Source organism: Candidatus Trichorickettsia mobilis, from assembly GCF_034366785.1.
GTDB lineage: Bacteria > Pseudomonadota > Alphaproteobacteria > Rickettsiales > Rickettsiaceae > Trichorickettsia > Trichorickettsia mobilis_A.
Genome location: NZ_CP112932.1, coordinates 1006822 through 1020919, shown reverse-complemented (window position 1 = coordinate 1020919; position 14098 = coordinate 1006822). Strand labels below are relative to the sequence as shown.

16 protein-coding genes, 1 tRNA gene and 1 pseudogene are annotated in these 14098 nt (G+C 33.9%); 9 read left to right on the top strand and 9 right to left on the bottom strand.

Going from position 1 to position 14098, the window contains the following annotated elements:
- The first annotated feature begins 193 nt into the window (after nt 1–193).
- Nucleotides 194–270, top strand: a tRNA-Arg gene (locus Trichorick_RS04655).
- A gap of 229 nt (nt 271–499) precedes the next feature.
- Here Trichorick_RS04655 and Trichorick_RS04650 read toward each other — a convergent pair.
- From Trichorick_RS04650 to Trichorick_RS04640, 3 genes are all read right to left on the bottom strand, one after another.
- Nucleotides 500–883 (bottom strand): transposase, encoded by a 384-nt coding sequence (locus Trichorick_RS04650; protein ID WP_410250235.1) that lies wholly within the window; start codon nt 881–883, stop codon nt 500–502.
- 550 nt (nt 884–1433) lie between these two features.
- Entirely contained in the window at nt 1434–1832 is a 399-nt protein-coding gene (locus Trichorick_RS04645; RefSeq protein ID WP_323737862.1) for a PIN domain-containing protein, read from the bottom strand.
- Complete coding sequence (locus Trichorick_RS04640) at nt 1829–2086, bottom strand: AbrB/MazE/SpoVT family DNA-binding domain-containing protein (RefSeq protein ID WP_323737861.1); 258 nt, start codon at nt 2084–2086, stop codon at nt 1829–1831. Before Trichorick_RS04640 ends, Trichorick_RS04645 begins: the two co-directional genes overlap by 4 nt.
- A gap of 437 nt (nt 2087–2523) precedes the next feature.
- Here Trichorick_RS04640 and Trichorick_RS04635 point away from each other — a divergent pair, with 437 nt between their 5' ends.
- Nucleotides 2524–2916 (top strand): hypothetical protein, encoded by a 393-nt coding sequence (locus Trichorick_RS04635; RefSeq protein WP_323737860.1) that lies wholly within the window; start codon nt 2524–2526, stop codon nt 2914–2916.
- A 93-nt stretch (nt 2917–3009) separates the two neighbouring features.
- Nucleotides 3010–3309, top strand: a pseudogene (locus Trichorick_RS04630) (DDE-type integrase/transposase/recombinase); the annotation flags it as partial.
- A 158-nt stretch (nt 3310–3467) separates the two neighbouring features.
- Here Trichorick_RS04630 and Trichorick_RS04625 read toward each other — a convergent pair.
- The 6 genes from Trichorick_RS04625 to Trichorick_RS04600 form a co-directional block, all read right to left on the bottom strand.
- On the bottom strand, nt 3468–4628 hold the full coding sequence (locus tag Trichorick_RS04625) for a mannose-1-phosphate guanylyltransferase (RefSeq protein ID WP_323737859.1): 1161 nt from the start codon (nt 4626–4628) through the stop codon (nt 3468–3470).
- A 58-nt stretch (nt 4629–4686) separates the two neighbouring features.
- Complete coding sequence (locus Trichorick_RS04620) at nt 4687–5445, bottom strand: flagellar biosynthetic protein FliR (RefSeq protein ID WP_323737858.1); 759 nt, start codon at nt 5443–5445, stop codon at nt 4687–4689.
- Between the two features lie 231 nt (nt 5446–5676).
- Nucleotides 5677–6582, bottom strand: coding sequence for a flagellar motor protein MotB (locus Trichorick_RS04615; RefSeq protein WP_323737857.1), 906 nt, complete (start codon nt 6580–6582; stop codon nt 5677–5679).
- A 2-nt stretch (nt 6583–6584) separates the two neighbouring features.
- Nucleotides 6585–7457, bottom strand: coding sequence for a flagellar motor stator protein MotA (gene motA / locus Trichorick_RS04610; protein WP_323737856.1), 873 nt, complete (start codon nt 7455–7457; stop codon nt 6585–6587).
- Nucleotides 7458–7504: 47 nt separating this feature from the next.
- Nucleotides 7505–7951, bottom strand: coding sequence for a nucleoside deaminase (locus tag Trichorick_RS04605; RefSeq protein WP_323737855.1), 447 nt, complete (start codon nt 7949–7951; stop codon nt 7505–7507).
- Between the two features lie 10 nt (nt 7952–7961).
- Entirely contained in the window at nt 7962–8867 is a 906-nt protein-coding gene (locus Trichorick_RS04600; protein WP_410250267.1) for a cation diffusion facilitator family transporter, read from the bottom strand.
- A 124-nt stretch (nt 8868–8991) separates the two neighbouring features.
- Between Trichorick_RS04600 and Trichorick_RS04595 the strand changes: the two genes are divergently transcribed.
- The 6 genes from Trichorick_RS04595 (at nt 8992) to Trichorick_RS04570 (ending at nt 14070) form a co-directional block, all read left to right on the top strand.
- On the top strand, nt 8992–9462 hold the full coding sequence (locus tag Trichorick_RS04595; protein WP_323737853.1) for an RT0821/Lpp0805 family surface protein: 471 nt from the start codon (nt 8992–8994) through the stop codon (nt 9460–9462).
- Between the two features lie 12 nt (nt 9463–9474).
- Nucleotides 9475–10035, top strand: coding sequence for an RDD family protein (locus tag Trichorick_RS04590; protein WP_323737852.1), 561 nt, complete (start codon nt 9475–9477; stop codon nt 10033–10035).
- Between the two features lie 441 nt (nt 10036–10476).
- Entirely contained in the window at nt 10477–11523 is a 1047-nt protein-coding gene (gene lpxD, locus Trichorick_RS04585) for a UDP-3-O-(3-hydroxymyristoyl)glucosamine N-acyltransferase (protein WP_323737851.1), read from the top strand.
- Complete coding sequence (gene fabZ / locus Trichorick_RS04580) at nt 11513–11959, top strand: 3-hydroxyacyl-ACP dehydratase FabZ (protein ID WP_323737850.1); 447 nt, start codon at nt 11513–11515, stop codon at nt 11957–11959. Before lpxD ends, fabZ begins: the two co-directional genes overlap by 11 nt.
- 193 nt (nt 11960–12152) lie before the next feature.
- Entirely contained in the window at nt 12153–12941 is a 789-nt protein-coding gene (lpxA, locus tag Trichorick_RS04575) for an acyl-ACP--UDP-N-acetylglucosamine O-acyltransferase (protein ID WP_323737849.1), read from the top strand.
- A 265-nt stretch (nt 12942–13206) separates the two neighbouring features.
- Nucleotides 13207–14070 carry an LpxI family protein gene (locus Trichorick_RS04570; RefSeq protein ID WP_323737848.1) on the top strand — a complete coding sequence of 288 codons (864 nt, stop codon included), beginning with the start codon at nt 13207–13209 and terminating at the stop codon, nt 14068–14070.
- The last annotated feature ends 28 nt before the right edge of the window (nt 14071–14098 follow it).

Genomic DNA, 14098 nt, shown 5'->3' with positions numbered 1-14098 from the left:
GTGTTTTTAAGTTTTTTAAGTATACCAACATACAAAGCGTTATCAAGAAGAGTCGTTAGGCTCCATAGTAATCCAGAAATCAGCTTGATTAAGGAAACCTTATAAAAACTGGATTGCTTCGATTTTTAACAAAATCTCAAACAAGACGACTTTTTCTAAAAACCGTGAACGCTTACTTTTTTATATATATATAGCATTCGTAGCTCAATTGGATAGAGCATTGCCCTCCGAAGGCAAAGGTCGTTGGTTCGAATCCAATCGAATGCACCATATAATACAAGGGGATTCAAGATTTTTTAAAATTAAGAAACTTTGATTAGGTATACTTTAGAACAAAGTTTTGATATAAAATTAAAATATTGTATTAGATATCAAGCTTATTTGGCTCTTTGATAATTTGCGTTGAACTTACATTTGTACCGCATTTAGATTGGTTAAATTATTCAAAAAAGTATACCCAGAGAGATCCAAAAATATTCTCTGAAACAGGCGTTTTAAATTAAGAATGCCATAGCAACTTTAATACTTTTACTTTATTGTTAAATCCTTCAACAAAACCACTGGTATTGCGATTTATGAAGTAATTACATATCTCATTCTTATATTTTTTGAGCGTTTGGATGAAACTCTTAAAAGAGGTTAACTTAGAACTCTCAACGTTTTCAATCCAGCTGTTTATCGACTCTAGCGCTTCTTTAGAAGTTAAGTGTTTATTATATATCGTTTTTAATTTTAAACAAAGGTTATAGGCTTCCTTAATCTTAGAAACAACTTTAAACAAAGGCTCCAGCTGTTTTTCCTCTATCTCGCTAATTGCGTATTCCTTACGCCTACATAACAATGATATAGCCGGTTCTAATTCCTTGTATTCTTCCGGCGCCATGGGCTTTTTTAATTTTTTAAGTTTCTTCTTACGCAAGGATCAAGCATTTACGATATAATTTTGATACGCGATATCTAGTTGTGTGATCAAATATCGGCAAATGTCTTAGCCTTATAACCCGTCCATGGCCATGTGGCTCTGTTGGGTTATTGCATTTTTTGCATTTTACTTCTTTCTGCGTATTTTTTATAGTAATGATAAATTCACTATTATAGCTGATTTCAACTCTTTCAACCTCGATATCCGATAATCCCAATATAGACCTCGGGATAGGTGGTAATTGAAGCATATTTTGCATGAATTAACTATATTTCATTACTTCATATTTTATACCGTCTTTTTCTTTTCAACGCAAATTATCAAAGAACTCGATAATTATATCATCTTCCCGTACATAGCCGATTAGTTCTTCTAGAGCATGGCGGTTGGTATCCTTACCAGAAGCTTTATCTATAAACTTTTTGTCTAACTTAATGCCTTCTAACTGCCTCTCTGGATTTTAGTCAAAGTGACTTACTCTAATATAACCTACTGTTTTTCCGATCATAGTTTAAAGCCTATCCTTTTTGTTACTAACGTTCATCAATTTTTGGTCAAAAGAAAGAATACCTAGACCAGCTTGCTCTGCTTTCACAATAAGCAAACAATCTACTATATGCAGATTCTGTTTATGATAAAAATCAAGAGCTAGTAATAATGATTCTTTATCTTCACAAACAACTCCCTTGTAAGCCAGAAGCTCAGATAATATTTCTGATATTTTATTTTTAGGAACTTTATAAAATGATGACAGGACAAAAACTATTTCGGTAAAAACTGTTTGCTCAAGAATTAAAAATATTTTGCCGGTTTGTACTTGTGCAAAAATCTCTTTAGTTTTTGCTAACATTTCTTTGTTATCGCCTAATAGGTAACGAATAACAAAATTAGTATCACAATAATATTTCATTCTTCACTCGCAAAATCATTAGTCTTAGCTAAAATAGTATTTTTCCAAGCCTGTTTTCTTATTTTCTCAAAAGATAGATCTGTATCTTTGGAATAAGAAGCAAGGCTAGCGCCCAACTCCTGTACTGGAGTAATTAAAACTTGATTCTGATCATTAATAATTAAAGATATGATATTAGTATTAAGAGCGTTACGAATTTTTTTAGGTAGAACTATTTGCCCTTTAGAGGATATCGTTACTGTGCTTACATACATATAGATAGAACATATTATATTTATAATAAAGATATTATAATAAAACATGTCTAATTTCAAGAACTTACATAATATTGTTATTATATAAAATTATAATAAAAGGTAAGATATAATTATTAAGGTAAGATATAATCGATGCCTATTACTTTAGAGGTTCTGTCGCATCTATTGCCTGTTATCTCAGATTTAAAGATCACTGGCAATAGATGCGACAGAACCATATTGAATATTATAACCGTAAACGTAGACACTCTACTATAGCTTACAATATACCTGTATTATTCGAACAAAATTTATTATCAATCGCATGATTCAGTGTCCGAAAAACTAGTACAAGATCAAATTAACATATTCATTTATTAGATCATCTAGACTCATCCCAAGGGTCTTTATATGATCTTAGAACTCAATTTTTTATTTTTAGAGAGGTTTTTATTATGCGTACAAGATCTAATGCTTTTAACGATATACAATTACAACAAGCTATTAATAACTGTAAAAATGGGACTTATCTCCCAGAAGATATAAATATAGTATACGAAGCTCTGGTTAATCAAAACACTGTCCTCAAACCAAATGAAATGTTGCTATTGCAAGCATCGGAGGCATTGTCCGAATATATAGCAGCTGAACCGATTAACAGAGAATTAATGATTAGTGTGATTAACGTAACTAAGTCTAATTGTAGTAACGATCTAAAAAAAGCATATAAAAATGTTTTTAGCGAGCTAGGATTTAATATTGATTATTACGATAATGATGATTTATCGTTTATGGCTGATCTTGCTGATAAGAATAACATTGAGTTACAAGTTGTAGGGGATATATAAGATTCTATGATACTGGCTTGAGAATCAAACGCTCATTAGACCTCTTGGTTCTATCGCATCTATTGCCAGTGATCTTTAAATCTGAGATAACAGAAGGTAACTATCGATAAAAGTGACAGTAATATCTCTGCTCTCAAAGCTGCAAACAAAGAGCTTGTCAAAGATATACAAATTGAGCTGTGTTAAGTCAAATATCTCAACAATATTGTCGAGCAGGATCATAGATTTATTAAAAAACGAACGAAGCCGATGCTTGGCTTTAACAGTTTTCGTTCAGCAAAAATTACTATTTCTGGTATTGAGAATATTCGTATAATTCAAAAAGGACAATTAATTGGATCTAATAACAATCTTTCTACTTTCAAAAATTTTAAAATGTTAATCGCTGCATAACGGCCAAAATCTTAGTTTTGCGTAAAACATACCTTGCAAAAATAGATGCGACAGAACCAAAAAAACTGGATTACCTCGACAGACTCTCTTATTTAGGCTCTGAACAAAATTTTTGATTAGTTTTTAAAGCGAAACTCGTAACGAGTTGACAGTACGAACTAACTTTTCCTGGATTTTTTCCTTTTTAGCTTATGTTTTAGATCACATATGTTCTGAGTAAGATGTCTAGATAATAATTGGCTAGTATAACCTATGACCTCTACTCTTCCTAAATCGTCTAGATGCGCGACTAGTTCACTAATATCGTCAACTTTAGACTTATTAGCTACTAGCACTCCATCTTCAGTATTAATAACGATAACATTATCAAGGCCTATAACAGCTGTTAATTTCTTGCCGGTACTAATGTATGAATTTGTAACTGAGCGCGCGAATACATCTCCTTCAAAATAATTATTACATTCATCTTTAGCACGGCTACGCCATAATGAATACCAACTACCCATATCCTTCCACAAAAACTCCGCTCGAACCATAATCATCTGATCTAAATGTTCTATAATAGCGTAATCAACTGATATTGGCTTAATGAGATCATAGTAGTCTTTATTTAGCCTAATAAAATCTTTATCTTCAATCGAGCTAACAAAAGAATTATACACTTGTTCAAAAAGAATTAATTGATGCTTTTGTGCTTCTTTAAGCAAAAAATCAACTTTAAAAATAAAAATCCCTGAATTCCAAAAGTAACTACCATGCCCTAAAGTAGTCATAGCAAAATAAGCTAAAGCTGTATCTAAATTAGGTTTTTCGACAAATTTCTCTACTGTAAATATGTTAGCATCTATTTGATTTTTTGCTTTTATATATCCATAGCCTATATTGGATGATTCTGGTTTAATACCAATAATACATATGCCCAAAGTGCTGACATATTCCAGTGACTTTCTAATGACTGAGATATAGTCTTCTTCACTAGAAATCCAATGATCTGATGGTAATAACATTACCATATCATACCCTGCCTGTTTAGCAGTTAACGCTGCTATGATCGCACATGGCGCAGTATTTTTTGATGATGGTTCAGTAATGATGTCAGCTTCTATATTTATTTCTTGTACTTGTTCCGCTGCAATAAATCGATGATTCTCTCCAACAATTATAGTTGGCTTTCCAAATACTTGATTTCTCAGTAACGTTCTTTGTAACAAACTGAGGCCATCAAAAATCTTAATAAACTGTTTAGGATAAAGTTGACGCGATAAAGGCCATAACCTAGCACCAACACCACCAGCCATAATCACTGGTTTAATTTTCATAAGTCTATATAACTAATAATATAAGCAGCATGATAAGTTGCTTGTAGTATTTGTCAAGTTAAAAGCTTGTTAAGCCCATGGTCATTTGCACAGCGGTTATTATTTTTTCAACTAACGTTTCCATTACCAAATATAAAATCATAAACATTAATAGAACTTGAGCTGGGGTAAGAATAAAAAATACTTGTAAATTTGGCATCAATCTGGATAGTATTCCGGCACCTACAAGTAAAACCATACCTAGTAATAAGAATGGTGAAGAGATTTTAAAAGCTAAAATAAAACTATCATTCACGACATGCGTCACAAATTTACTCATGTCTGATATCTCCAATAATTCACCTGGAGGAAATCTGGTATAACTATCTAAAATTACTTGAATAAATAAATAATGAGTATCAGTAATAAATATATATACAGTAGTTGATATTATTAATAAATTACCAAATATTGCTACTTGAGAACGTTGTCCCGGATCAAAAAATGTAGCCGCTCCAAGCCCTGACTGCATAGAAATAATCTGCCCTATAGTATGTAAGGATAAAAAATAACATTTAGCACCAATAGTTATAATCAAACCGATTACCACCTCAATAAATAACAAACTGACATTATATAGCAAATTCTCTGAATATGCTGGTAATGATGACATGATCAATAGATATAAAACAAAAGTTACCGTCATCGCAATAGCAAGCCGTCCTCTCATAAAAACATTATGATCACCAAGAGCTGGAAATAACATGAAAGCTGTGCCAAGCCTTGCAAAAATCAGCATAAATTTAAAAATAAATTCAGTAGTTACTTCTTCTAACATATATATTTAGTTAGTTATTTAAGTTGAATTAGCGTTAGCAACCAAAAATATTAGTTATACACGAAATGTCCTGAGCTGGGAGGATTCAATAAATCATACACGTCAAGTTAAGGGAAAAGTTGATATTAAACGTCATTGCAAGAATTTTGTAAGAAATCAAAGCAATCCAGTAATAACAACTAGGTTATTCAGGCCATTTCTGAATTGCTTCACTAAAAACTTTAAAATCTACTATTTATTTTTTTGTTTTCCTGCTGGCGCTGATGAGCCTGTTGGCGCCGATTGTTGAAAACGACTAACCGCTGAACTATTAAGCAAGGTGATACTTACTCTGATATTTTTAGGACTATATTTATCCTTTGGATCGAATGGTTCTTTGTCAGCTCTACCGACTATTCGCGCAACTTGGTCATCTTTTATTAAATTTTTAGTCAAAAATTTACGAATTTCATTTGCACGCATAGCTGATAAAAACCAATAATCAGCTTCTGTTCTTTGAAGTGCATCTTTATCTTTGACACTAGCTGTATGGCCGCTAAGAGCTAAGTAGTTAGGCTGATCTTTAATCATTTTACCGATGACACTTAGTACTTTGTTCATATATGGTTGTAATTCATAAGTATTAGGTTTGAAAACCGGACGATTATCACTGTCCATAATCTGTATTCTTAAACCCTCATCAGTAACATCTACGCTGATGTTATCAATGTAATCCTGAATCTCGACATTTTTCTGGATGGTATTCATGATATCAAGAAAATGTTGTTTTTCTACATCACTCATCATCCCACTATCTTGCTGATTGATTCTGCGACCTCTGGAAGGCGAACCATTCACTAACGAACTTGAAGCAGAAGTAGGACCAACCATACCATCATCAAGATTTATGTCGTTTCCACCTCCTTCACCACCCGTTTTCTCAGTATCGGATCTTACTACCGCAAAATATTGCGCAACTCCTTGCAATGTATTCTCTGGGGTAACACTAAGCAACCATAACATTAAAAAGAAAGCCATCATCGCAGTAATAAAGTCTGCATAAGCTACTTTCCAAGTACCTGTACGTTTATAGGTAGGACTTTTATCGACTAATTTCCTCCTATAGATTATGGTAACATTACTTTTGCTTTTTGACATAATTAATTCATAATTTTCATGGTATCACCACTAATGAAATTATCTAACTCCTGGAATGTTGGTCTAACAGCATCGGGAATACACTTTCTCATATATTCCACAATTATTATTGGTGGATTATTATTTAAATATGACAGAAAACCAACTTTTATACACTCAAGATACTCCACTCTGTACTCAGCATTCTTAGCCAAAAAATTCCCCATTGGCCCAAATAACCCGTACGCTAGCAATACTCCAGTAAAAGTACCGACTAATGCCGCTGCAATTAAAGCACCAAGGATTTCCGGAGGTTCAGCTATACTTCTCATAGTTACGATTACCCCAAGTACAGCTGCAACAATACCAAGCGCCGGCAATGCATCAGCAAGAGTCAATATTACTTTGCTGGGAGCATTAATTCCATCTTCATAAACTTCTATCTCTTTACTAACAAGATCCTCAAATTGATAAGAATTATCAGCTCCCATAGTTACTATTCTTAAATTATCTGTAACGAATCTATACATGAAAGCTTCTTTCTTTAATGATGGTGCTTGAGCAAATAATTCACTTTCATCGGGATTTTCTATGTGCGACTCAATTTCTAACATACCTTTAACTTTCATTAATTTAAAAGTATTAAAACAAAACAACAATAATTCTAAATAATCATTTTTGTCATATACACTACCACCTACAAATAAGCTTTTCAATGATTTTACTGTTTTTACTATCACTCCCCACGGATTACCAATTAAGATGGAGCCAAAGCCAGCGCCGACAATAATTATGATTTCATTAGGCTGCCAAAGTACAGACAGGTCTCCAGAGTGCATTTTATAGCCCGTAATCACTGAAGCAAAAACAACTATAAAACCTATAACAAATAACATACTTTATTCCTATTCTCTAAAATATCAACTCTATTACTAGAAACAGATTATAGACCATTTTTTCTTATCTGCCTAAAAAAACTTTTAATTAGCTGCTGAGATTTTTCAGCATCTAGGTTATCATACACTTCTGGACGATGAAAACATGATTTCTTTGTAAAAAATCGTACTCCATGCTCAACTGCTCCTTGCTTTCGATCGGCAGCAGCATAAAATAATCTACTGATTTTTGCATAAGATATAGCAGCTGCACACATTACGCATGGTTCCAAACTAACATAAATATCACAATTCTCCAGATACTTACTATTTAACCCTTGACATGCGCGATTAATTGCGACTATTTCTGCATGCAATAAAGAATTATTATGTTTCTGCATAATATTATGAGCTTTAGCAACTATAGTTTGCTCTTTGCGATTTACAATAACAGCTCCAACAGGAATCTCATCGTTATTATACGCCTCTGCTGCTAGCATTAATGCTTTTTGCATAAATACACTGTTAAATCCTGAGGACTTCACGATAACCTACTGGTTCATCTATTTCTTCTGGATCTTGATGAACAATAATTTCTGCATTTGGAAAAATTTTTAATAATTCCTCGCATATCTGATCACTAATTTGATGAGCATCGTTTAACGACATCGTTCCATCCATTTCCAAATGAAATTGGATAAACGGTTTATTAGCAGCATATCTGGTTTTAAAATCATGAATTCCTTTAATCTTCTGATTATTAATAATAATGGTTAGTATTTTTTGCTTATCCTTGTCAGGCATCTCTTCATCAACTAAATTTCTTATTGCTTGACGAAATAAAGAGTAGCATGAGTACAATATATACAATGAAATACTAATACCGCATAAAGCATCGATCCACCAAATTTTATTGCATAAGTATAAAGAGAGAATTACCGCAATATTGGTTAAAAAATCAGCAAAATAGTGTACTTTATCAGCTGCTATTATATTAGATTTTGTTTTTTTTATAACGTAGCTTTGATAACATACTAATAAAAAGGTCAATAATACACACCAATACATGGCTTTGATGCCTATCTCGGGATTTGTAACCGGATTCTGTTCAAACAAACTTCTTGCTGATGAGATAAAAGTAAATATACCTGAAGCACAAAAAAACATCGATTGTGAAAAAACAGCTAAATCCTGGAATTTTTCATGACCAAATCGATGATTGTGATCTGGTGGTTGCAGTGCTATACGAATCGCTATTAAATTTAGCAATGATGAAGAAATATCAAGCATTGAATCCACTAATGAAGCAAGTATTGATTGTGAATCTGTACTCTCCAAACCATAGATTTTAATGGCGAGTATTATCACCGCAGTAACTACTGACAAACTTGATGCTAATCTTATTAGCTGATGTTCAACTTTGACGGACATACTTAATAGTTGCATTTATTTGTGGTTATATATTATGAATAAAATATGTGGTATATTTTATAGGAAATCGTATAATAACTTCTTGTTAAGCTATATAATAGCATTATTATTTTAAAGAGGAAGTATGAATAGCAACAAAATTATCGCAATAGCTTTAATAGGATTTATCTTGCAAGGATGCGCAGGAGGAATGAACAAGCAAGGCAGTGGCACCTTAATTGGTGGTCTGGCTGGAGGGTTACTTGGTTCTCAGTTTGGTAAAGGTAGTGGTGCCTTAGCTGCAACTGGAGTGGGAGTATTAGCTGGAGCACTAATAGGTGGTCAAATTGGTAAAACCATGGATGACACTGATCGTCGTATATTAGAAATGCGTTCACAACAAGCATTAGAAACCTCACCGGCTGGAAACAGCGTCGAATGGCGCAATCCTGATAACGGACACTATGGATATGTTACTCCTACAAAAACCTATAGAGCTGATAGCGGGGAATATTGCCGGGAATATACTCAAGTAATAGTTGTCGGCGGCAAAGAAGAAAAGGCCTATGGTCGTGCCTGTCGCAAACCTGACGGTCAATGGCAAATTATACAGTGAGAGAAGTTACAAATGAACCAGCTACAATTTGAATATGCAGGCATATGGCGACGTAGCTGTGCTCACATAATAGATGGCTTCCTATTACAAATTACTCTTATTGTAATAGGAAGTGTTTTCTTTGGTATAGATTTTATCTCGCTATATTCAGAAACATGGCGTAACATTGTAGAATATAACTCTGATGAAATACAAATCACCAAGGTAGAAAATTTTGCTAATACAACTCACTCAATAATGGCCTGGATCTATTATCCGTTATTTAATAGTTCTACGATGCAAGCTACTCCTGGTAAATACTTGCTAAAATTGAAGTTAATTACTATTGAAGGTAATAAATTAACCTTACTTAGAGCCATAGCAAGAGAACTTGCTATGGTTGCCTCTGCGGTATTAATAATGTTGTTTATGCTACTTATTGTAGCTTTCTTTATTGATCTTGAAGCAATTTTAGCATTACTTTTAGTATTACTTGGTGCTACAGCAATTATATTAGCTATACCAATAATAATTACTAAAGAAAAAAAGGGATTTCACGATATGATTTGTAATACAAGGGTAATCAGACGATAAGAGAAGTCTTTGACATTGTGCTCAAGTTAAAAAAAGAGACAATAAATTGTCTTACTTGAGTCACATCACCCCACACAGTCATTACGAGACGTTCCCCGTCATTGCGAGAGCTTTGCCTGAAGCAATCCAGGAAATAAACGACTAGATTGCTTCGACCACACTAACGTGGGTCTCAACTCAGACACGGGGAACGCCTCGCAATGACATTCGTATTGTCTCTTTTCTCTTAGCTTGATGCGTTGGTTCAACAAACAGCACCAATTTAAGAGCCTGTCAAATCAGTAGATATAATAGAGGAAGTTTTAGGAAAAACGAAGCCGAGTACCGCAAGCAGTTTTTTAGTTTGTTTCGGAACTTCGCCTGCGTTTTGACGACAAAATCACCTCTTAGATGTACTGATCTGACAGGCTCTAAGTACATAAACAAACAACTAATAACTCTATGGTAGATACAAATTTTTACAAAATATCAAAACCTCACACGATTGCTGAAATTGCCACAGCTACTAATTGTGAGATCTTATTCCCTCAAGGAAATCGTTATAATCAAGATACCCCTATTGTTGCTGTAAAACCTTTAACATTAGCAAATGATGGTGATATTAGTTTCTTTAGTAACAAAAAATATGCAAAAGATTTTGATAATAGCCGTGCGACTGCGTGTATAGTGCCCAGCGATTTTACTACTAAAACAGAATTACAACTGGTGCTATTAAAAAATAAGAATCCATATCTAGCCTACACTAAGTTAATTGATTTATTTTATAATCTTGCAAAAACCTATCCACAAAAGATTGCTACATCAGCGCAAGTATCAGCACTTGCAATTATAGGCAAGAACTGTTATATCGGTCATAATGTAGTTATCGAAGATAATGTAACTATAGGTGATGATTGTATTATCGAAGCTGGTAGTTTTATTGATTTTGGAGTGCGAATTGGCAATCGAGCAAAAATATATTCACATGTTACTCTTAGCTATTGTGAAATAGGGGATGATGTTGTGATTTTACCTGGAGCTCGAATTGGTCAAGATGGTTTTGGTTTTGCCACCGCAGGAGGAGTACATCACAAAATTTTTCATATTGGGAAAGTAATAATTGGTAATAATGTTGAGATTGGAGCTAATGCTACTATTGATCGAGGCTCTCTAAATGATACAGTAATCGAAGATCTATGTCGCATAGATAATTTAGTACAAATTGCTCATAATGTCAGAATCGGTAAGGGCTCGATAATTGTTGCACAAGTAGGTATTGCCGGCAGCAGTAAAATCGGTAATTACTGCGCTCTTGGAGGACAAGTTGGTATATCTGGACATCTCACGGTTGGCGATCAATCACAAATTGCCGCCCAAGGTGGAGTAATTCAGGATTTGCCACCAAATAGTATAGTTGGCGGCACACCGACAGTACCGATTAGAGACTGGCATAAACAAACTATTGCCATAAAACAGCTGATTCAAAAGAGAAAGAAAAATGAATGTTGAAATAATTGATATAGTAGAAATCATGAAAATGATTCCGCATCGTTATCCTTTTTTGCTGATAGATAAAGTTATAGCGCTACAACCAAATCACTCAATAGTCGGCATCAAGAATGTTACTGTTAATGAACCACAATTTACTGGTCATTTCCCACATCGACCAATTATGCCTGGAGTATTAATTATTGAAGCAATGGCTCAATTATCTGCTGTTTTAGTTTCTAAATCTATGGATACTAAAGAAGATAAAGATGTATATTTTATGTCAATAGAATCAACAAAATTTCGTAAAATTGTTGAACCTGGTGATACGATGTATCTATATTCAACTATAGAACAGAATAGATCTCAAGTGTGGAAATTTGCTGCAAGAGCTGAAATCAACAACACTATAGCAGCAGAAAGTTTTTTTACGGCAATGGTTAAAAATAGGCTTTAACGGCTATACTCCTATGGCACAAACAATTGATAAACAGAGTATATTAGACCTCCTGCATAACTTAGAAATAGTTAAGAAATTCTTCAGACAAAATGCAGACGAGGATCGCAAGTGTCACTATGTACAGTAAGAACCAGAGTCAAATTTTGACAACAAAATTACCAACCAGAATAGGTTATGCAGGAGGTCTATTATGATTCATCCATTGGCCATAGTGCATCCAACAGCTTCAATTGGGCAAAATGTAAAAATAGGCCCATTTTGTCTAATTGGATCAGATGTGTTGTTGGGTGATAATGTAGACCTTAAGTCACATGTGATTATCGAAGGTAAGACTACAATTGGTAATAACACTGTTATTTATCCATTTGCTTCAATTGGTCATGCTCCTCAGGATCTAAAATATCAGGGAGAATCTTCTGAAATTATCATTGGCCAAAATAATATTATCAGAGAATATGTTACCATTCAGCCCGGAACTACAGGTGGTGGTATGATAACTATGATCGGAGACCATGGTTTATTCATGGTTGGCGTACATATAGCTCATGATTGTAAAATTGGTAGTAACGTTATTTTAGCTAATTATGTTAGTTTGGCCGGACATGTACAGGTTTATGATTACGCTATAATTGGTGGCTTATCGGCAGTATTACAATATGTACGCATTGGTCAACATGCAATGATTGGTGGTATGTCTGCTATTGATAAAGATATCATTCCATTTGGCCTAGCAAAAAATGAGCGAGCAGTACTTGAAGGATTAAATCTAGTAGGTATGAAAAGACGTGGCTTTGATAAGCAGGAAACATTAGATAGTGTTAAGGCAATAGAAGAACTATTTGCTGATCATGGTATCTTTGCTGATCGAGTTAATCAGATTTCACAATCTTATAAAGGCAATGTTATTGTTGAACAAATAATAAATTTTATTCAACAGGATAATATGCGTGCTTTCTGTCAACCACGATCTACTCGGTGAAAATTAAGAATTGTGTTGTCGTTCCTAGAACTCTGCGATGCGAAACAAACTCAAGTGTACGCTGCGCTTCTCGATTCTAGAACTTCTAGCACTTCTTAATTTTGACCTTCGTATACCAAAACTTCACTTGCACTATCAGACCTATTTATTTGAGATAAGCTGATTCAAAAAACCTTAGCAATTTAGAATGTCCTCCTGAATTTATTTCAGGATCTCATGAAATCTAAACAACTCCTGAAATAAATTCAGGAGGGACATTACATACATGACCAACCATTACCAAAATACTGATACCACTCTCTCAACTTTAGGAATTATAGCTGGACGTGGTTTGCTACCATTAGAGATTGCCAAATTTTACACACAACAAAATGGTAATTGCTGCATTGCTGCCATAAATAATGAGGTTGATGTAAAGTTTGACCCACAGCTCCCATATCGAGAATTTGCAATCGGCAGCGTCGGTGCCGTAATTGATTATTTCAAACAGTTTGGAGTAAAAAATATTATTTTTGCCGGTGGAGTACGTCGTCCCAATTTACTGACCATTAAAGCTGACCTTATTGGAGCAAAATTACTGTCTAAAATATTAGCCAATAAATTTCTTGGTGATGATAGTATTCTACGAGTAGTGGCAGATTTTTTTGAGCATTATGGCTTTACCGTAGTCTCTGTCCAAGATATATATGCTAATATAACTAATGTAACTACTGAAAATAATGCCTTAACCACACTTATTCCATCCGCTCAAAACCTCATAGATATTGAATTTGGTAAAAAAGTAGCTATAGCTTTAGGCGCTTTAGATGTCGGACAATCAGTAATTGTAGAAGATGGTTATGTACTTGGCATAGAAGCAGCAGAAGGAACAGATAACTTAATCATAAGATGCGCTAGTTTACGTAAAAAAAAGACAGGAGCTATCCTTATAAAAATGCTAAAACAAAACCAAGACATGCGTTTGGATCTCCCTACTATCGGACCAGATACAATTAAGCTACTATCTAATTATAAATATAGTGGTCTTGCTATTGATCATAAGACCATTATTATTGATCATAAAACTACAATCGAGTTAGCAAATAATTGTGGTATTTTTATTTCAACGATTGATTTGCTCAATGTTTGAGAATTAAAGTTTACATCTATCCCCTTAT